The following is a 20330-nucleotide window of genomic DNA, read 5'->3' on the forward strand; positions in this document are numbered from 1 at the left end:
GGAGTGATACCTGAGAGTAACGATGAACGATGCTCAGCGACGGCGCAGCCGCTTGAGGCAGCGATGCCCGAGGACTCGCACCAGTTCCCGGGAGGAGGTCTGGTGCACCCCGCGCGCGCCGGGCCGGCCCGCCCCCGCCTCGGCCACCGCGGCGAGCGCCCCGTACAGGGCCTGAGCGGCCACCTCGGGAGCCATTCGGGGGACCTCGCCGCCGTCGGAGGCGGCCGGTTTGGGCACCGCGGACAGCAGCGCCGGATCGCCGATGACCCGTACGCCCATTGCGGTGATGCGTTCGGCCATCTCGGCGCCGATCCCGGCGGCCGCCTCCACCGCCCACGCGGGGGTGGAGATCTTCACGTCCCGTGACGTCGGGCTGCACGCGTTCTTCATATGCATCACCGCGCCGTTGCGGATAAGTTTCGAATAAAGTTCGTCCGGCAGCCCATTGCCCCGGAATTCTTTATTGAGATTCCGCAGCATTTCGGTCTCGGCAAGGGTGAGAGAACGATTCGCGGTGTCCGGAACCGGCTGCAGCAGTTTGTCCGGAAGACCCAGCAGCGCCTCGAAGGTGCGCATCAGCCCCTCGCGGTCCCGGTCGTCCACCACGACGACGGTGACCCGGTCGGCGCCGACCACCCGCACCCACCGCTCGACGAGCCGGTCGTGCCGGTGACGCCGCCAGAAACTCGGGTTGGGCTTCTCGTACGGGGCCTTGCGGAGCATGTGCTCCAGCCACTCCTCGTAGCCCATGCGCAGCCCGTTCTGGACGTACTGCTGCCACTGCGAGGGCATGATCTTCGCCAGCGGCCGCAGGGTGACCAGGACATGCACCCGCTCACCGCCGAGCTGCTCGACGATCCGCTCGATGGCGGCGTCGTCGGGGGCGTCGGCGAAGAACTCGCTGCTGATCACGGAGGTCTTCCGGCCGCCGGCGGCCACCTGCTCCACGAGCTGCTGCCAGTGCCGCTCGGTGGGGGTGGTGTCCCCGATCATCCCGCCCCGGGAGCAGGCCGCGAGCACGGCCTGCATGGGGTGCCTGCTCGTGGCCGGGAAGTCGACGCCGTACTCCGGCATCGTCTCCTTGGCCCCGAAGAGGGCGCCCTGGATCGAGGTGGTCCCGGTTTTGTGCGGGCCGATGTGCAGCAGGCGGGTGCCGGCGGGCAGCGGGGCCGGTCGCGCGCTCTGCGGGGTGCGCTGCGCGGGCATGGCCGCGAGCTCGGCGCGCGCGTTCACCGGGGCGTCGTCTCTCGTACAGTCCGTCTCCATGGTCAAGGGACGGTAAGAGATGTTCCTGAGAGTGCGCTGAGAGGAGCCTGGGGCACAGATGAGCCTCAGGCTCCGGTCACACAGACTTCACGGCGTGCGGAGGGAGAAGAGCTCGTAGTGGCCGCGACGAGCCGGTAACCGCGAACCGGGAGTCGGCCGGGTTCTCCGGCCTGCACGGCGCCGTTCACCGGCGGTGCGGCGACAACGGCGGTCCGGGGACGAAGAACCCGCTGCGGGGCGAGCCGCAGCGGGTCCGTGAAGCGTGCCTCAGAAGGGCTCGAAGCCCTCGAACTCCTGGGTGGCCTCGTCGCGTTCGGCCTGGCGGTCGCGGCGGCGCTGGGCGGCCGGGCGGGGCTCGTCGAGGCGGTGGTCCTCACCGCGGCGGCCCAGCATCTCGGCGCCGGCCATGACGGTCGGCTCCCAGTCGAAGACGACCGCGTTGTCCTCGGGACCGATCGCCACCCCGTCACCGGCGCGGGCGCCCGCCTTCATCAACTCCTCCTCCACACCGAGGCGGTTGAGGCGGTCGGCGAGGTAACCCACGGCCTCGTCGTTGTTGAAGTCGGTCTGCCGCACCCAGCGTTCGGGCTTCTCGCCCCGGACGCGGTAGAGGCCGTCCTCCTCCAGCGAGACGGTGAAGCCGGCGTCGTCCACGGCCTTGGGCCGGATGACGATCCGGGTCGCCTCCTCCTTCGGCTTGGCGGCACGCGCCGCGCCCACCATGTCGGCGAGGGCGAAGGACAGCTCCTTCAGCCCCATGTGGGCGACCGCGGACACCTCGAAGACGCGGTAGCCCCGCGCCTCCAGATCCGGGCGGACCATCTCGGCGAGGTCCTTGCCGTCCGGTACGTCGATCTTGTTCAGCACCACGAGCCGCGGCCGGTTGCCGAGCCCGCCGTACTGCTTGAGTTCCTCCTCGATGATGTCGAGGTCGGAGAGCGGATCGCGCTCGGACTCCAGGGTCGCCGTGTCCAGCACATGCACGAGCACACTGCACCGCTCGACGTGGCGCAGGAACTCCAGGCCCAGCCCCTTGCCCTGGCTGGCGCCCGGGATGAGACCGGGAACGTCGGCGACGGTGTAGACGGTCGACCCGGCGGTCACGACACCGAGGTTCGGCACGAGGGTGGTGAACGGGTAGTCGGCGATCTTCGGCTTGGCTGCGGAGAGCACGGAGATCAGCGAGGACTTGCCGGCGCTCGGGTAGCCGACGAGGGCCACGTCCGCGACCGTCTTCAGTTCCAGGACGATGTCCTGGAAGTCACCGGGCTCGCCGAGCAGCGCGAAGCCGGGCGCCTTACGGCGGGCCGAGGCCAGCGCCGCGTTGCCGAGCCCGCCGCGACCGCCCTGGGCGGCGACGTACGAGGTGCCGTGGCCGACCAGGTCCGCCAGCACGTTCCCGGCCTTGTCCTGGATCACCGTGCCGTCCGGCACCGGCAGGATCAGGTCCTGGCCGTCCTTGCCGGAACGGTTGCCGCCCTCGCCGGGCTTGCCGTTGGTCGCGCTGCGGTGGGGCTTGTGGTGGTAGTCGAGGAGGGTGGTGATCGACTGGTCGACGACCAGGATCACATCACCGCCACGGCCGCCGTTGCCGCCGTCCGGGCCGCCGAGCGGCTTGAACTTCTCACGGTGGACGGAGGCACAGCCGTGGCCTCCGTTACCCGCGGCGACATGCAGCTCGACGCGGTCCACGAAGGTGGTCATGGTTCAGTGCCTCCAGAGCAGTACGGGTATTACTGGGTTAACACGCGAAAGGCGGACCCGCCTTCCCACCAGGGAAGTGAGGTCCGCCTCGCGAAAGGTTTCCGATCAGCCGACTCAGGCGACCGGAACGATGTTCACGACCTTGCGGCCACGGTGGGTGCCGAACTGCACCGAACCGGCCTCGAGCGCGAACAGCGTGTCGTCGCCACCGCGGCCGACACCGGCGCCCGGGTGGAAGTGGGTGCCACGCTGGCGGACCAGGATCTCACCCGCGTTGACGACCTGACCGCCGAAGCGCTTCACGCCGAGCCGCTGGGCATTGGAGTCGCGACCGTTCCGGGTGGACGATGCGCCCTTCTTGTGTGCCATGTCTCCTCAGTCCCTTACTTCGCAGCCGCGGGGATCTCAGTGACCTTGATCGCCGTGTACTGCTGGCGGTGGCCCTGACGACGGCGGTAGCCGGTCTTGTTCTTGTAGCGCAGAATGTCGATCTTCTGGCCCTTGTGGTGGTCCACGACCTCGGCCTGGACCTTGATGCCGGCCAGCACCCACGGGTCGCTGGTCACGGCGTCGCCGTCGACAACGAGCAGGGTCGAGAGCTCGACCGTGTCGCCAACCTGGGCGGTGGAAATCTTGTCAACCTCAACGATGTCGCCGACAGCAACCTTGTGCTGGCGACCACCGCTGCGCACGATGGCGTACACGCGGATCTCACTCTCTCGCTCGGAAACGGCACCCCCGCAGTCCAGCCGCCCGGGAAGAGTCACGGACGGCCTCTCCCTGTGCCACCGGCGGACCGGTGTCCGGGAGGAAGAGGTTTACGGGGATGTGGCGCGCCTAGGGGACACACCGACGGTCAAGGTTACGGGGCGGCTTTGCGGGGGTCAAACCGAGCCCCGCTCCTCTTACCGCTGCTCGATCTCCGGGTCCACGCACTCCTCGACTCCGAACTCCGCCGTGTCGAGTTCGAAGTCGAACGGCGCCGGAATACGCACCGGCCGCCCGAACGGCACGTTGGTCCGGGACCGGTACCCCTTGGGAGACGGATCCCACATGACATTGATCTCCCCGATCCGCATGTCGAGCAGCAGATACACCGGGACGATCTGTCCGTACGTCGCCATCTTGTCGAGCCAGTCGACGTCCTTGGTGGAGTCGGAGGTCAGCTCGGCGACGAGGGAGAGGGCGGAGGCGTCGGCGTGACGGCCGTCGGCTTCGAAGGCGGCTTCGTCGGCGACGAAGAGGTCGGGGCCGCAGGCGCGCCCGGAGTCGGGGAAGGTGAAGAGGAAGGGTGACGTCTCCGTCACGTACCCGTCAGGAGCATGGGCTTCCACCTGCGCACGCAGCTTGCGCATCGGACGCAGGTAACGCAGCCTCGACCACGGCGACACAACGATCTTCCCCCGGATGAGCTCGGCCCTGTAGCCGACAGGTGTATCCATCTCCTCCACGATCTGGAGCATCTCCTCGTAGGAGCCACTCGGCGGGGCGTCTATGGCCCGAGGACGCTCGGTCATGATGGTCACCACGATCCTCCACTGGTCACAGAGCGTGTCACTTTCACCACGATAGCGTTGGGTCACGGCCGCCGCGCGACCCTCGGCAAGGCTCACACCCCAGTCACCGGACGCTCGCTCCTCACCCCGACCTCGCACCACAGCAGCTTCCCGCCCTGCCCGGACGGGCCACCGCCGAGCGGATACCCGCCCCACGCTTGCGCGTAATGACATACGAGAAACAGTCCGCGCCCGCCGTCCGCCTCCGCCGGGACAGGTCCGACGGGCCCGGACCGCTTGCCGAAGGGTGGCGGAATGTGCGGGTTGGCGTCCCAGACGCCCACCCGGAGCCGGGTGCGGGTGAGGCCGCGCAGGCGGAGGGTGGCGGGGCCGGTGGAGTAGCGGTAGGCGTTGGTGACGAGTTCCGACGCCAGGAGTTCCGCCGGGTCCTGGAGTCGAGACATGTCATGGCTGGCGAGTACTGCTCTGAGCGTGACACGGGCGATGCGGGCGGCTCGGGGATCGTGGGGCAGTTGGAGGCTGTACGCCCAGTTTGGTGACGCTTCGCACTCCGACAGGGATACGGTGACCATGAACGCCTCCTGCGGTGGGGGGTGTTGGTCCGCTCGACAGCCCGGCCAGGCGGTGGCAGTGCCGCGACGCGGTGCGCTTCCGGCTTGCGGGCGGGGCCGGTTGGGCGGCTTGACCCTCACCGTAGGGCACTTGATGGACTACATTCCATTAAGTGCGGGGAAAGTAGCCCTTATTACCTTCGTGCGGGTGACCCACACGACGTACGTACAAACGGGAAGTCGCATCCCATGCCGCAACCGAGCCCTCTCCCCACCGCCCGGCGCCGCCGTCTCGGGGTCGAGCTGCGCAGGCTGCGAGAGCGGGCCGATCTGTCCGCCACCCAGGCTGCAACGTTGATCGGAGCAACCCAGTCACGTGTGAGCAACATCGAGGCTGGACGCTACGGAGTCAGCGCCGACCGCGTCCGCACCATCGCCCGGCACTACGACTGCACCGACGAACCCCTGATCGACGCCCTTGCCGCGCTGACGGGCGAACGCCGGCGCGGCTGGTGGGAGGAGTACCGGGACATCCTGTCCCCCCGCGTACTGGACCTGACCGAGGTCGAACACCACGCCACCGCGCTGCGCGTGGCCCACGTGATCAACACCCCCGGCCTGCTCCAGACATCCGACCACGCCCGCGCTCTGTTCAGCCACACGGTGCCGCCGCTGAAACCGCACGAGATCGAGCACCGCGTCTCACACCGCATCAAGCGCCAGGAGATCCTGCACCGCGACCAGCCCCCGCCCTACTCGGCGATCATCCACGAGGCCGCACTCCGCATGCGCGTCGGCGACCGCGCCATCGTCCGAGCCCAGCTCCGCCACCTCAACGAGATCAGCGAACTGGACCACGTCACGATCACGGTGATTCCCTTCGAGAGCGGCCCCTTCCACACCTCGGGCCAGGGCATCGACTACTTCCACGGCCCGGTGCAGCAACTGGACACTGTCCAGCTCGACACCGACCACGGAGCCGAACTCATCGACTCCCCAGCCCAGTTGGAGCGCTACCGCCTGATCCTGGACGGCACCACCCAGGCGGCCCTGGCTCCGGCCAAGTCCCGCGACTTCATCTCCCAACTCGCCCAAGACCTCTAAAGGAGCCCTCCATGCCCGAACTGCACTGGCAGAAGTCCACGTACAGCCAGGAGGCCTCTGCCTGTGTCTACCTCGCCGCCTCCCCCACCGGAACAATCCTCCTCCGGGAAAGCGACGAACCTGAGGCCTGCCTGGCCACCAGCAAAGATCCACTCGCTGCTTTGATAGCCAGCCTGCGAATACCGCCGAACTGATCAGCCATACCGTTTGCTCGCGACCCCGCCTGTCAACTTCTCGACTGTGTAGGCACGGAACTTTTCAACGCTCGGGGGTCTGGCGAAATGGGCAGAGCCAACCAGGTACATATCAACGAAATAGAAACGCGCCGCTTCGGCCTCGGCGAACAGCACTTCTCCACACTTGTCCACAGCCGAGACCGCGACAACAAGACCTTCCGCCGACGAATCAGACGTTGAATTCTCTTCCTTGACTGCGCGGACGGCCGTGCCGGGCAGGAAATCGGTGAGCTCCATGCCGCCGCCGAGCCGCACCCTCCAGAACACCCCCACCACCACAGCCGTCAGCTCCGAACGCCGGATCGCCGTGCCCACCTCCTTGTGGGCATGGCCCGGTTGGACATTGGCCACGTCTTCATCCAGCCCGACGGTCACCGGATCGAGAGCTCACTGCCAAAGACGTCCGCACCTGGCTCAACCAGCTCCGCACCACCTGCCAGTGCTGCGCACGTGGCATCGACGCCCGGCGCGATCAGCCCCGCTGCTGCGCCGCCGGCCTGTGCTGCCGCAAGGTGCTCTCCCCGCTGACGCTCACCTACATCCACTCGGTGCTCAAGTCCGCCCTGGAGCATGCCGTGCGTGAGGAAGAGATCCCGCGCAACGCCGCCCGCAACGTCCGCACCGGCACACCCCGGCCCCGACGCTCCGAACCCCTCACCACCGACGAAGCCCGCCGACTCCTCACCACGACCCGGGGTCACTGGCTGCACGCGCTGTTCGAACTCGCCCTCCACACCGGACTCCGCAAGGGCGAACTCCTCGGCCTGCGCTGGGAAGACCTCGACCTCGCCGCGGGCACCGCCGCAATCCGCCGCACCCTCCAGCGCATCAGCGCAGGCGGGCTCACCACGCTGCCCACCAAGACCCGGGCCTCCGAACGCCGTATCGCCCTCCCCGCCCGCTGCGTCCAGTCGCTGAAGCGCCACCACGGACAGCAGCAGATTGAGCGCGAGGCAGCAGGCACCGCGTGGCAGGACAGCGGACACGTGTTCACCACCGCGCAGGGCGCCCTGATCGACCCGACCAACCTCACCCGCGCCTTCACCACGCTCCTCCGCTATGCCGGCCTCCGCCGCATCCGATTCCACGACCTCCGCCACTCCACCGCCGCCCTGCTCCTGGAACAAGGCGTCGAACTCGTCGTGATCAAGGAACTCCTCGGGCACGCCCACATCGGCGTCACCGCCACTGTCTACGCCCACGTCAGGCTCCGCCTCCAACGCCAAGCCATCAATGCCCTCAGCACCTCGCTCGATGGCTCGGCGACCACCCAGACGGTCAGTAACGATGGTGACGAACTGCCGCCCTGCACCGCCCCCGTCCGCTGACGTTGCCGTCAATTGCTGCCGTCACGCGTCCCTGAGGCCCCGCCAGATCGAATCTGACGGGGCCTCATATTAGCTACCGGAACTTCAAGGAAATCAACTCGCCATTACAGACCGCACCCCAAGTCCGATCGGTTCGAAATGCAGTGGATCACCAAATTCGGAAGCCCGAGCCAAGCGTTCACCGCCAGATCTGAATTCAATCCGAATTTCCCATCCCTTGAAGCGCCCCAAAGATCGCCCACCCCACAGCCTGCACGTTTTCGCTGTAGAACCCATACCTATTGTGAAACGCCTCTTCCGATGAGCGGTTCAGGAAGGCGAATGCCAAGGAACCACACAGTGCCTGAAGGTCAGGGTGGGTTAGCGTCAAATCAATGCTTCCTCGCGACCGAAACTCCACTTCGCGCCGCCTCAGTTCAAGGAAACCCTCCGAGACTTCTCCGGCCACGACGGCAACGACTTCTGAAGAGTGACTGCCGCCGTAGAGATCGACAAGAACCCTTCTGACCAGCTCGAACTGACTCGGAGTAAGTGTGAGGACGTAGACATCACCCGAGCTCCTGAGCCCAACTCTTCGATACATGCGCCCTCACTTTACCGAATTGAAGATGCTATTGAACTCCTCCAACGACTGATGGTAGGCGTGAACCATGTAGGAGTTTTGGACGATCGTCACGCCTCGCCCGTTGGAGTCTTTTCTGGTCTCATCCCGCCTGGCTGTTGTTCCTGGCTTCCTCCGGTCGACATGCGTCATACCCAAATCCCGCTGACCGGTCAGGTAATTGGCCAAGCCGTTTACGTTGTCACCGATTCCGTTGATGGTGTGATCTGCGGCATCGCTGGCCGAGTTGCAACTCGGGCACATGCGCTGGATGTTGTAGTCAACTCCATCGGCAATATCGTTCCCGTAGGTGTCCTGAATTCTTGCATGCGCTGCGTCGTCGAGCCCTCCGCAGTTGTGAACCAGGACCGGTGTGGCGCCCGCCAGCACATAGTACGTATGCAGGTCGTCGACCGTCAGGTTGTACATGTGCTGGTCACCGGGGCGAGCAGTCACGGAGGCCACGTAGACGTGCTTGTTCGTGGCGGTGTTGAGTGCGTGGCCGACGGCCAGTTTCCCGGTGGGTACCCACTTGTGGAGGGTGTCGTCCCAGACCAGGTGCTTGGCTGTGGTGTGCAGAACGCTCAGCTTGCCGTCTTCCTGGCGGATGCTGAGGTCGACAAGGTCGTAGTCGTGGTTGATCCACACTGCGGAGACAGCACGTGAACCCTTGTGCTTGCCCGTTTTGGGATCTGCTGCTTGGACTTTGTCGCCGGGCTTGATCTCTCCGATGGGCTTCGACTTGCCGTCGGCGAGCAGCACCGGCGTAGCAGGGGTGAAACTCTTGCACGCGCCCCCTCGTCCGCGTGTGAGGAGAGCCACCAGCACGAAGGCGCTGATGCGACCGCTGGCATGTGCGCCGTCACCGTTCTTGTACTCGGTGTAGATGCTGACGCCGGTGTCCCACATGCCCTCGGCGGCAGGGATGCCTTGGAGGATCAGGGCGCCCAGAGGTGTGACGTTGGCACAGCTGATTGGAGCGCTTCCAGTGAGGCAGGACCCGGCTATGTCCAGGTCATTGAGACCTTGGTCGACCAAGCCCACGACCATGTCTGTGCCTTGGTCGATGAGTCCGGAGAGGAAGCCGCCGAGCCCGCTCGGGTGGTGGCCGCGGCCTCCGCCGCCTCCGCTGTGACTGCCACCGCCGCCCCCACTGCTGTGGTGGGTGCCGTAGTTGCAGGTGTAGTAGCAGCCGCCTGTTCCGGTACCGCCTCGGGGAACACCTGGTGTCGGGCTCGCCGCGCCGGCCGCGCCGTTCTTGCGCGGTTCGCTGTGGCCGGTGCCGTCGTCGATCCACAGTCCGGCGGGGTCGCTGTTGGTGACGGGGTTGTTGCGGGCGTACGCGTAACCGGCGAGTTGTTGGTCGTCGGTGGCTTCGAAGACGGGGTCCAGGCTGGCGAAGCGGCCGAGGGTGGGGTCGTACTGGCGGACGCCGAGCTGGGTGAGGCCGGTGTTGGCGTTGTCGGGGGCGTTCAGGAAGCCGCGGTTGTCGAGCCAGCTGACGGCGGTGCCGCGGGTGCCGCCGTAGGGGGTGAACTGGCGCCAGGTCGGGGTCTGGGCGGTGTTGTCCAGGTAGAGGCCGCTGGTGCCGTGGGGGTCGCTGATCTCGAACTTGTAGTTCGTGGTGGTGCCCGTGCGGACCACGGTGCCGCCGCCCGGCAGGGGGAGGTAACGGACGCCTGTGGTGGTGCTGCCGGTGAGGGTGAGCTGCTCGCCGGGGAGGTAGAGGGTGGTGCTGGAGGGGTCGGTCTGGAGCAGGACGTTGCCGTCGGCGTCGTAGATGTAGCCGGTGGTGCCCGTCTTGCCGCCGCTGACCTGGGTGAGCTGGCCGGCGTCGTTCCAGGTCAGGGTCTGGTTGCCCGACGCGACGGTGGTGCGGCCGGTGGTGTTGCCGGCCTTGTCGTAGGCGTAGCTGGTGGTCGCGGTGCTCGCGCCGCTGGCCGAGGTCGAGGACAGGGCGTGGGGCTGGACCGTGCCGTTGCCGTTGTAGTCGTAGGCGTAGCTGGTGGTGGTATCGCTGCCGCCGGTGGTGGAGTGCTCGATCTGGTGCTGGCGCTGCCCGAGGGCGTCGAAGTCCCAGCTGGTCCAGTACGCGGTGCCGCCTGCGAGCGGGTCGCCGACCTGGGCGTGGGAGCTGGAGGTCGGGGCGGCGTTGCAGTCGTCGGTGGCGGTCCAGGCCTGGGTGAGGCGGTCGAGTTCGTCGTACTGGTAGCACTGGGTCTCGGGGGTCGCCGTGGCGCCCAGGCGGGTGGTGATCTGCTTGGTGATGTTGCCGGCGGGGTCGTAGGTGTAGTTCTGCTCGTCGACCTTGGTCGGTGTGGTCGAGCGGGTCACCAACTGGTCGGTCAGTGCTCCCGTGTGGGGGTCGTAGGTGTTGGTGAGGAAGGCAGGGTTCGCGCTTGCGCCCAGGGTCTCCTGGAGCACCTGGCCGTAGGCGCTGTAGGTGGTGTTCTGGGCGTAGCCGTAGGAAGTGGTGCCCATTCCGTTGGGCAGGTCCAGGGCCGTGGCGTAACCGTGGCTGACGATCTCGTTGGGGAGGCCGCCGCCGAGGGGGTAGTTGTCGGTGTAGAGCAGGCCGGTGTCGGCGCTGTAGGTGTGGCGGAAGGTGTAGGTCTTGCCGCCCAGTGCACCGTGCACGGCGGGGATGGTGACGGACTGGCCGAGCGATTCACCGAAGGCGTTGAAGCCCAGTTGCTGAGTGGTGTAGGTGTTGCCGGCGTTGTAGGAGGTGGCGGTGGTGGTCTGCCCGATCGGGTTGGTGACGCCGGAGACTGCGTTGTCGTTGTCGTAGGTCCAGGCGGCCATCTGGTTGCCACTCGCGCCCGGGGCCTGTGCGGCGACCGTGGAGGCGTACTGGCCCAGCTTGCGGTTGAGGACGTCGTAGGTGTACGAGACGGTCTTGCCGCGGGCATCGGTGGTCTGGGTGAGGTTGCCCGCGGCGTCGTGGAGCATGCTGGTCGTGCCGGCGTCCGGGTCGGTCTTGGACGTCACCTGGCCCAGCAGGTTGGAGACCGTGGTCCAGGTGGTGCCCTTGGAGGTCACGGTGTTCTGCTTGCCGTGCCCGTCGTAGCCGTAGGTGATCGCGTTGTAGGTGCCACCGGTGACGGAGAACTGGCCGGTGAAGGTGTTGAGCGGGGTGGTCAGGGTCGGGCGGGCGCTGTAGGAGTCGACCTCGGTCGTGCGCCCCAGGGGGTCGGTGCGGGTGGTCTTGACCGTGCCGCCCGTCGGCGGGATGACGGTGGTGGCGTCCCCGCTGTAGACGGTGGTGGTCTTCTGCTTGAGCACCGAGTACTGCTCGGAGTCGTCGACGACCACGCGGCCCAGGCCGTCGAGGGTGTAGCGGTCCTGGTTGGGGACCTGGGAGTCCTGTATGGAAGCCGGTGCCAGGGCGGGGAGGGTGGTGGAGTCCCAGTAGGCGTTGTTCTTCTTCCACACCCAGCCGTGCGAGTCGTAGAACGACTCGGTGATGAGCCGACCGCCCTGCGGGGTCGGTGTCTGGGTCTGCCGGGTACGGCCGAGGGAGTCGACGAGGGTGTACGAGGTGACGTAGCCCAGGGAATCGTTCAGTGCCTGGGTGGTGGTGCCGGACTGGGCGGTCTGGGAGACCGTGTAGGTGTACTTGGTGTCGGCCGGGGCGGTGGTGGCGCGGTTGTGCTGCCAAACCTCGGTGGTGCGGCCGAGCGCGTCGTAGTGGACGGTGTCGGTGATCCCGTTGGCGTCGGTGGAGGTCAGAGCGAGGCCACGGGTGGGGTCGGTGGTGGTGCCGGTGGTCTGGTTCTTGGCGTTGGTGATCGTTGTGCCGGTGGTCAGACCGACGCTGTCCACGGTGTAGTCCGTGGTGGTCTTGTTGCCGCGCGCGTCGTAGCCGTCCTTGGGGCGGCCGTAGGTGTCGTAGGTGGCGCGGGTCTGGGTCTGCCAGGTGAACGCACCGCCGCTGTAGTCCGCGGCGTGCCGGGTCATGGTGATCTCGCCCTTGGTGGGCGCGGCCGTCTGCGGGAAGGCGGTGGCGAAGCTGGTGTCGTCGTAGTAGGTCCGGGTCGCGGAGACGACCTGGTCAGGACGGGAGACACCGGTCGGCGCGGTGAGGCTGTTGAGGGTTTTCGGCACGGTGGCCGGGGAGTTCTGGGTGAAGCCGGCGCAGGCGACCGAGTCGGTCTCCTTTGAGGCTTCCAGTCCGACCAGGTTGGCGGTCGTGTTGGCCGGGGCGTAGGTGATCGCGGTGCACTGGTCGTACTTGGCGTCGGCCGGCACCGTGTGGGTGTAGCTGTAGGTCAACAGCCCGAAGTTGTCGTTCGTACGGCTGGCCTCGTAGGTGTTGTCGGTCTCCGTGACCCGCCAGGTGGTGGTGCCGTCGCTGGTGACGGCCTGGCGGCCCCAGGTCTCGGCGACCGCGGTGGCGTGAGCGGTCAGGTCCGGCATGCCCGAGCGGGTGCGGGTGGCGGTGGCAGCGGAGATCCAGTACGAGGTCACGGTGGAGTTGTCCACGCTGCCGCCGACCCCGGTGTAGGCGGTGGTCTCCAGCGCGTTGCCCGCCAGTTGGTCGCTGTCGGCGTGCACGCCGCCCTGGGAGTCGGTGACGTTCACGGAGCGGCGACTGGAGGAGGAGAGCCAGTCGTCGTCCATGCCGCGGTAGTACGACGTGACCGCCTTGGTCTGGGGGTCGTTGGCGCCGTCGCCAATGCGGGTCTCGACGCTCGCGTAGCCGCGGAACTGGCCCCAGGTGCGGTACTTGGCCTTGACGACCTCGTTGTCGTCGTGGTGCCAGGCCGCGCCGCCGTTGTAGAGGTAGTTCGTCTGCTTGACGAGCGCTCCGCCGGTGCTGTCGGTCTCCAGGACCTGGGTGACGGCGTACTTCTCGAACCAGTCGGTGATCGGGTTGAGGTAGTCCTTGGGCGTCCAGGACACCGGATAGCACGACTTGGTGTTGGTCTTGGGGTCGGCCGAGGCCACGTACGCGGCGGTGCAGGTGTCCGGCGTGTCGTACGTGACGGAGGTCAGTCCGCCCATCTCGTTGGTGATGCCGGAGATGCGGTAGCGGTAGAGGCCGGGGAAGTTGGCTGTATCGACCCGGTTCTTGAGGTCCACGCCTGCGAACTTCACGTCCGGCAGGGTGATCGGCGAGGCGGAGCCCCCGGCCGTGGTGTCGTCGCCCTCGTGGGTGATCGAGGCAAGCCAGAGCGTGGGCGAGGTGCCGTCCCCGGTCGCCGGTTCCGTCTGGTGCAGGGTGTAGGTGTCGACCGCCTGGTACTTGGCGGCCGCGACGCTGTACTGCTGCACCTTGATCGAGGACAGACGGACGGTGGAGAAGAACGACGGCGCGTGTGCGGAACAGATCGCCCCCGAGATGCAGACCAGGTCATAGGGGACGTCCGGGTACTGGCTGGAGGCGTTGCCCGGCAGGAGCACGTCGCACGAGGCGAGGACACAGCGTGAGGCGGTGGTGAAGACGATCTGGTCAGGGACCGTGCCGTACGCCCCGGTGTCGCGGAAGCCGTAGTCGATCCGGGCCAGGTACGAATCCCGGACGTAGGAGACGTTGCGGGCGCCGTTCTCCTCGCCGTAGTAGTTGGTGTCCTGGGTGTAGTAGTACGCCATGGCGTTGGAGTGCGGGTCCACGACGTAGTCGAGGTGCCACTTGTAGGCCATGGTGCACACCGAGTCGCTGAACCCGGACGACTTGTAGCAGGGGTCACCGGAGTGCGCGGAGTACACCGGGACGCTGTCCACCGACTTGGTGGTGGCCTTGCCGGAGGACCACCCGGGCAGTTGGTTGCGGCCGAAGTAGTACTGGGTGCCATCCCGCTCGGTGACGATCCAGTAGTCCGTGTTGTAGGTACCGGATCCGTTGTTCGAGTCCGTGACGTGCTTGACGGTTGAGCCGTTGTCGTCGGAAGGCTTCCATGTCCCGCTGGTGCCGTCCTTCACCAGGGAGGTCGACGAGCCGTTCAGCGACAGGGTCAGGACCGGCCCGTCGTAGCACTTGTCGTCACTGGACACCGGTGAGGCACTGCCCTCCGGGCTGTCCGAGCAGGAGGTGAAGCTCTGCTCGACGTAGGAGTCGGGAGTGCCCCACCCGTCGCCCACCCAGGAGGACTGGGCCTGGGTGGAGGAGGTCTGTCCGTCCACCGAGCCCGAGTCGTAGGCCAGGCCGACCGACGGGTTCAGTGTCCCGGACGAGGTCACCGGCGCGATGGGGTAGCTGTAGGTGAACGAGCCCGACGAACTGCCGCCCGCCCAGGAGCCGGACGGTGCGAGAGCGGTCGCGTCGTAGCTACCCGCTCCCCCGCCTTCCGTGGTGCTCGTGGCGGTCGCCGCCAGCACCATCGCCTCGGCGCTGCCGGCAGAGGACGCCGTGTATGAGGCGGGCACGGCAGTCGTGCGGCCCGACGCTGAGGCAGGGGTGGGGGATGCCTGGGGCTCGGCGCCCTGAAGGGTGAGGGTGGTCGCCAGTTCGTGTGTGGTGACACCCTGGTCGGTGGCCAGAGGAGTCTGAGTGCGGCAGGCGGCACGCTTGGGGGTGGTCAGCGCGCAGGCGGGAAGCCTGACCAGATGGAGGCGGTCGGCGTAGTTACCGCCGTAGGCTCCCGCGAAGGCGCTGTAGTCCAGGCCCAGTTGCACCTTGCCCCGGCCGCCGGTCGCGGGCTGGACGGCAAGGACGACGCCTGCCACGCCGAGCTGGGTGGCGTCCTGGTGCGGCAGGACGCGTACCGAGACCTTGTCCGGTCCCTGGTAGGAGCCCTTGGTCGGGCCCACAGAGCGGGCCCACACCGGCGTACCGGCGGCCGACCCCTTGACTCCTTGCTTCGCTCCCGTCTTCGGGGCGGACAACGTGGCGGTGCCGGTCGCGGCCTCCGGCCAGTGGGCTTTCGCCGCGTGGAAGACCTTCTTGGTGTGGTCCTTGACCTTGAGCTTGCGCGGGTTGAGGGTCGTGACCCCCTTGACCGACCGGGTCTGCTGCACTGCCGGGGCGCCAGCGCGGTCCTTGGTCGCGGCGGCCGCAGGGACCGCTGTCGGTACGGCCAGAGTCAGTGCCACCACGGCGCCGACGATCCGTTCCCGTGTGCCGATCTGACGTGCAGTCCGTCTCAGCCACGCTGTCCTGGCCATGATCGTTCCCCCCAACTCGCCCCGTACGCAGGCACAACGGCACCGCGACTTGATCAAGCCGCAGCTGCGCGGGCGACTATCGCAGAACACCTGAGCCGCGGGACAGTGACCAATTCCGACAACTCCCCGCAACCGGACACCAAGAATTCACAAAACTTCACTCTCGACTCGGACATGTACGGTCATCCAGCAATCAATCAGGTCTGCCGCAGATAAAGAAAAGTCGGTCCACTGGATCACCGATCGACATGAACGGTCCTGTCCGACCTGACCCGGGGGTATCCAAAGGTGAGACCGACCCTGCGCAGCAAGATGCTCAGTGCGGCACTGGCTGCCGCGCTGAGCACGCTGTCCCTCTCCGGCGCGGTGACAACCGCCCGCGCCGACGCCATAACTGAGACCCCGTCATCGCAATTGCCCCTGGGCGAGGCGAAGGCCTCGGCGCAGGCGCAGGCCACCGGCAAGGCCGTGTCTGTGGCCGCGGCGACCACGTCGACGGAATCGGAAGTGGCCAATCCGGACGGCACGTTCACCTTGACCCAGTCGGTCGCCCCGGTACGCAAGTACGAGTCCGGCGACTGGAAGACGCTGGACTCCACCCTGGTCCGGCACGATGACGGCACCGTCACCCCGGCCGTGACCACCTCGGATCTGACCCTGTCGGGGGGCGGGGACGACCCACTGGCCGTGATGTGGGACCGCGGCCGCTCGCTGTCCCTGACCGTGCCGACCTCGATCGGCACGCTGCCCGCCCCGGTCCTGAGCGGTTCCAGCGCCACCTACCCCGACGTCCTGGACGGGGTGGACCTGAAGGTCACCGCCGATACCCAGGGCGGCTTCTCCGAGGTCCTCATCGTCAAGAACGCCGACGCGGCCGATGATCCGGCCCTGGACACGCTGGCCTTTCCGGCCGAGACGAAGAACGTGGCGCTGGCCACCGACGCCGCAGGCAACATCATGGCCACGGACGCCGCCGAACGCACCGTCTTCTCCGCCCCGGCGCCGCTGATGTGGGACTCCGCCACCGCACAGGCAGCCACCCCGAGCGCACTGTCCACCGGCAAGCAGGCCCTCTCCGCCGCCACCGAGCAAACCCTTGCCGACACCGGCGGGCCGGTGGCCTCCTCCGCCGAGGAGCCGGGCGCGGGAGCGCACATCGCGCCGGTCGCCGCGTCCTACGCCTCCGGTCACATCCGCCTGACCCCGGACGAGGCCCTGCTGTCCGCTTCGTCCACCGTCTACCCGGTGTACATCGATCCGACGTACAGCGCCGGCGGCACGCTGACCAGCTGGACCTGGGTCAACTCCGCCTACCCGGACGTCAGCTACTGGAAGGACACCAGCGCCACCGGAATGCACGTGGGCTATCAGGGCTGGGAGACCCCGTACCACAAGTCGCGGGCGTACGCGAAGCTCTCGGTGGACAGCCGGATCTTCGGCTCTCACATCATCGACTCAAGCGTCTACGCCACCGAGACCTATGCGCCCTCGTGCACCGCAACCGCGGTGGAGCTGTGGCAGACCGACTCGATCAACTCTGCAACCACCTGGAACAACCAGCCGGACTGGAACACCCAGTGGGGCACAAAGACCGTGGCCTACGGCTACTCCCCCTCCTGCCCGGCGCACTCGCTCGGCTTCGACGTCCGGTCGCACATGCAGGACATCGCCACCGCCGCGAACCTGAGCAACGTCACCCTGGGGCTGCGGGCCGACGACGAACTGGACAAGTACGGGTGGAAGAAGTTCGACCACGCCACCATCTCGATGTCCACCACCTACGACCACGAGCCCAACAAGCCCTCGTCGATGGTCACCTCACCGGCCACCACCTGCACCAGCACCGTCAAGACCACTGGTGACGGAGACATCACGCTCTACGCGAAGGTCTCCGACCCCGACGGCGGCACCCTGTCCAACACCTTCAACGTCATCAAGACGTCCGGCAGCACTCAGATCGCCAAGTCCACCGTCTCCGCCGCCTCCGGGAAGAACGCCGCCTACATACTGAAGAAATCGGTGCTGGAGGCCGCAGCCGGCGGCTCCGTCCTCGGCGTGTCGTGGAACGTGACCTCCTCCGACGGAAGCTACTCGTCACCCGTCTCCTCCACCTGCAAGTTCAAGTTCGACCCCAGCCGGCCCGGCGCTCCGGTGATCACCGACGCCTCCTCGAACGAATGCGGCAACGACGCCAGCACCACCACCTATCAGGTCGGCGCCGTAGCCGGCTTCACCCTCGCGCCCAACGACTCCGGTGGAGCCACCGCCGGCTACCTCTACCAGCTCAACGGCGCCACCCCCGTCTCCGTGGCCAGCGCCGGCGCCAGTACCTCCATCAGCGTCACCCCGACCCGGGGTACGAACGTGCTGACCGTCACCGCGGTCTCGGCCGGTGGCAACATCGGCGACACCGCCAACTGCATCCTCGCCGCCGCGCCCGCTGCCACCGCCGCCGACGGCGACCTGACCGGTGACGGCCTGCCCGACCTGACCGCCGTGGGCGCCCAGGCGGGCCTTTCCAGCGGGTTGTGGCTGGCCCACGGGATCTCCGACGGACAGCTCACCACCAGCGCCAGCGACCTCGGCGCCGAAGGCACCGGAGTCAACTCGGCCGGCTCGCCCACGGACTGGAACGGCACCCAGGCCATCACCGGCCACTTCAACACCGGCGACGGATTCAACGACGTCCTGGACTACAACCCCGCCACCGGCCGCGGCACCGTGCTCTACGGCAGCGGCGACGGCTCACCCCTTTCGCCCGACAGCGGCAACCAGGCGAACGTCAACTCCATCACCTTCACCAACGGCAGCGGAGACAAAGCCACCAGCATCGCCGCCGGCGGCAACCTTTACCACACCCTCAACGACGAGCCCCCCACCGGCTACCCCGACCTGCTCCTGATCGTCGACGGTGTGCTGTGGGACGAGCCCGGCGTCACGTTCCCCGGCACGTTCGTCGGCATCGACAACGCGGTGTGGCTGACCGACACCAACCCCACCGGCTCCGGCGACTGGACCGGCTGGAGCCTCACCACCAGCCTCGTCGGCGGAATGCCCGCGCTGTTCGCCCGCAACACCAGCACCGGCGCGCTGTACTACTACACCCCCGACCAGCTCAAGGGCCTTGCCTTCGGAGAAACGGTCACCCCTCTGCAGGTCGCGAGCAGCGGTTACAGCTCCGCAGCCCTGCCCGTCCTCCAGGCCTCCGACCTCAACAACGACGGCACCCCGGACCTGCGCACCGTCTCCGTCGGCGGAAGCAGCACCACACGGATCTTCAACGCGACCGCCAACACCCTGACCGCGCAGACCGCCCAGACCCTCGTCGCTCCCACCCACACCTGGCCTCTCAACGACGGCGCCGAGGGCAGCGCGGCCACCGCCGCCGACACCGCCGCCGGCCTGGATCTCACCGGCGGCACCGCAGCCACCTGGGACACCGACGACAACGTCTTCTTCCCCTCCAACCTGGCTCTGGACGGCACCTCCACCAGCGCCATGACCTCGAGCGCGGCACTGTCGCTGTCGAGCGCGTTCACCCTGTCTGCCTGGGTCAAGCCCGCTGCCGTGGGCGGCGTCATCGCCTCCCAGGACGGTGTCCACAACTCCGGCTTCCTGCTCTACACCCAGTCCAACAAGGAATGGGCCTTCTGCCTCGCCACGTCCGACGCCACCCGCGCCTACGACTGCATCGCCGGCGGCACCGCCATCATCGGCCAGTGGAGCCACCTCACCATCACCTACGACCCGACCACCAAGGCGATGACCCTGTACGTGGACGACCGGCCGGTGGCCCGCGGCTCCCACACCGCGATCGCAGGCTTCACCGGAAACTTCGCCCTGGGCAACGACCTGGCCAACGACGTGCGCGCCGCATACTTCCGCGGCAATCTCGCGGACGTGCAGGTGTGGAACGGGACAGCTCTCACCAGCACCCACGTCGCCGCCATGGCCAATGTCGCCCTCCCCAAGGCCCCGTTCGCCTTCACCGACGTCGCCGACTACAACGGCGACGGCAAGGTGGACGTGGTCGCCGCCGACGCGGCAACCGGCAGCCTGTGGCTGTACCCAGGCAACGGCAGTGGTGGCTGGTCCACCTCAGCCGTGTACATCGGCTCCGGCCTCTCCGGCTACACCTCAGCCGGAATCGGCGACTTCAACACCGACGGCTACGCCGATATCGTCGCCATGGCACCCAGCGGCACCCTGCGCCTGTTCCCGGGCGATGTGGGACACGATCTGCTCACCCCGGTCGCCAACTTCGCCAGCGGCTGGAGCGGCTACGCCTTCGTCGGCGTCGCCGACTTCAACCGTGACGGCAAACCCGACGTCATCGGCCGCCACCCCGACGGCACCCTGCGCATGTTCCCCGGAACCGGCACCGGCGCCGGCCTGGGTTCGGCCGTGCAGATCGGCACCGGCTGGACCAACTACACCTTCGCCGGCGTGGCCGACCTCAACGGCGACTCCAACCCGGACGTCATAGCCCGCGACACCAGCGGCGACCTGTGGCTCTACCCCGGCAACGGCAGCAACGGCTTCGGCACCCGCAGCCAGATCGGCAGCGGCTGGAACCCGTACACGTTCGTCGGGATCGGCGACTTCAACAGCGACGGCAACCCCGACGTCATCGCCCGTGACGACGCCACCGGCATCCTCTGGCTCTACCCCCGCACCGCCACCGCCTTCAGCACCCGCCAGCAGATAGGCACCGGCTGGTAGGCCCGAGGCCCCCGGGGCCACCGAGCCTTCGTGACGAGGTCTCGGCGGCCCCGGGCCATGCTCGTGGCGTGGTCCGCAGAACGAAGTGGGTCGTCTACTGCTCTGTGACGCCGACACTCATCAACGCGCGGCGCCGCATTCAGGGCGCGGGCACGAGGTACCCGATCAGCGCCGGGCACTGATCACGGCCTTTG

At 67.6% G+C, this 20330-nt stretch carries 12 protein-coding genes and 1 pseudogene; 4 read left to right on the plus strand and 9 right to left on the minus strand.

Annotated elements, in window-relative coordinates; translation table 11 throughout:
* Positions 1–33: 33 nt before the first annotated feature.
* From ACYQ8Q_RS16065 to ACYQ8Q_RS16090, 6 genes are all read right to left on the minus strand, one after another.
* The gene (locus tag ACYQ8Q_RS16065; protein WP_460065559.1) at positions 34–1266 is read right to left on the minus strand and encodes a hypothetical protein; all 1233 of its coding nucleotides are present in this window, start codon (positions 1264–1266) and stop codon (positions 34–36) included.
* A gap of 267 nt (positions 1267–1533) precedes the next feature.
* Positions 1534–2970 (minus strand): GTPase ObgE, encoded by a 1437-nt coding sequence (gene obgE / locus ACYQ8Q_RS16070; protein WP_460065560.1) that lies wholly within the window; start codon positions 2968–2970, stop codon positions 1534–1536.
* Between the two features lie 114 nt (positions 2971–3084).
* Positions 3085–3339 carry a 50S ribosomal protein L27 gene (gene rpmA, locus ACYQ8Q_RS16075; protein ID WP_003990207.1) on the minus strand — a complete coding sequence of 85 codons (255 nt, stop codon included), beginning with the start codon at positions 3337–3339 and terminating at the stop codon, positions 3085–3087.
* A 14-nt stretch (positions 3340–3353) separates the two neighbouring features.
* Complete coding sequence (gene rplU, locus ACYQ8Q_RS16080; protein ID WP_007449531.1) at positions 3354–3674, minus strand: 50S ribosomal protein L21; 321 nt, start codon at positions 3672–3674, stop codon at positions 3354–3356.
* A 201-nt stretch (positions 3675–3875) separates the two neighbouring features.
* Positions 3876–4487 carry a Uma2 family endonuclease gene (locus ACYQ8Q_RS16085; protein ID WP_460065564.1) on the minus strand — a complete coding sequence of 204 codons (612 nt, stop codon included), beginning with the start codon at positions 4485–4487 and terminating at the stop codon, positions 3876–3878.
* 92 nt (positions 4488–4579) lie between these two features.
* On the minus strand, positions 4580–5059 hold the full coding sequence (locus ACYQ8Q_RS16090) for an ATP-binding protein (RefSeq protein ID WP_460065565.1): 480 nt from the start codon (positions 5057–5059) through the stop codon (positions 4580–4582).
* Positions 5060–5287: 228 nt separating this feature from the next.
* Here ACYQ8Q_RS16090 and ACYQ8Q_RS16095 point away from each other — a divergent pair, with 228 nt between their 5' ends.
* Positions 5288–6142 carry a helix-turn-helix domain-containing protein gene (locus ACYQ8Q_RS16095; protein ID WP_460065568.1) on the plus strand — a complete coding sequence of 285 codons (855 nt, stop codon included), beginning with the start codon at positions 5288–5290 and terminating at the stop codon, positions 6140–6142.
* 11 nt (positions 6143–6153) lie between these two features.
* A complete protein-coding gene (locus tag ACYQ8Q_RS16100; protein WP_460065569.1) occupies positions 6154–6336 on the plus strand; it encodes a DUF397 domain-containing protein in 183 nt (60 codons plus the stop codon).
* On the opposite strand, the gene ACYQ8Q_RS16105 is transcribed toward ACYQ8Q_RS16100, so the two are convergent.
* Positions 6337–6753 (minus strand): hypothetical protein, encoded by a 417-nt coding sequence (locus tag ACYQ8Q_RS16105; RefSeq protein WP_460065571.1) that lies wholly within the window; start codon positions 6751–6753, stop codon positions 6337–6339.
* Positions 6754–6761: 8 nt separating this feature from the next.
* On the opposite strand from ACYQ8Q_RS16105, the pseudogene ACYQ8Q_RS16110 reads away from it, so the two are divergent.
* A pseudogene (locus tag ACYQ8Q_RS16110) lies at positions 6762–7706 on the plus strand (tyrosine-type recombinase/integrase); the annotation flags it as partial.
* Positions 7707–7902: 196 nt separating this feature from the next.
* Here ACYQ8Q_RS16110 and ACYQ8Q_RS16115 read toward each other — a convergent pair.
* Both ACYQ8Q_RS16115 and ACYQ8Q_RS16120 read right to left on the minus strand, forming a co-directional pair.
* Positions 7903–8289: a hypothetical protein gene (locus ACYQ8Q_RS16115; RefSeq protein WP_460065572.1), complete on the minus strand. Its 387-nt coding sequence runs from the start codon at positions 8287–8289 to the stop codon at positions 7903–7905.
* Positions 8290–8295: 6 nt separating this feature from the next.
* On the minus strand, positions 8296–15345 hold the full coding sequence (locus ACYQ8Q_RS16120) for a polymorphic toxin-type HINT domain-containing protein (RefSeq protein WP_460065573.1): 7050 nt from the start codon (positions 15343–15345) through the stop codon (positions 8296–8298).
* A 357-nt stretch (positions 15346–15702) separates the two neighbouring features.
* Between ACYQ8Q_RS16120 and ACYQ8Q_RS16125 the strand changes: the two genes are divergently transcribed.
* Positions 15703–20136 carry an FG-GAP-like repeat-containing protein gene (locus ACYQ8Q_RS16125; RefSeq protein ID WP_460065575.1) on the plus strand — a complete coding sequence of 1478 codons (4434 nt, stop codon included), beginning with the start codon at positions 15703–15705 and terminating at the stop codon, positions 20134–20136.
* Positions 20137–20330: the final 194 nt, after the last annotated feature.

It is taken from the genome of Streptomyces sp. YKOK-I1, from assembly GCF_054660435.1.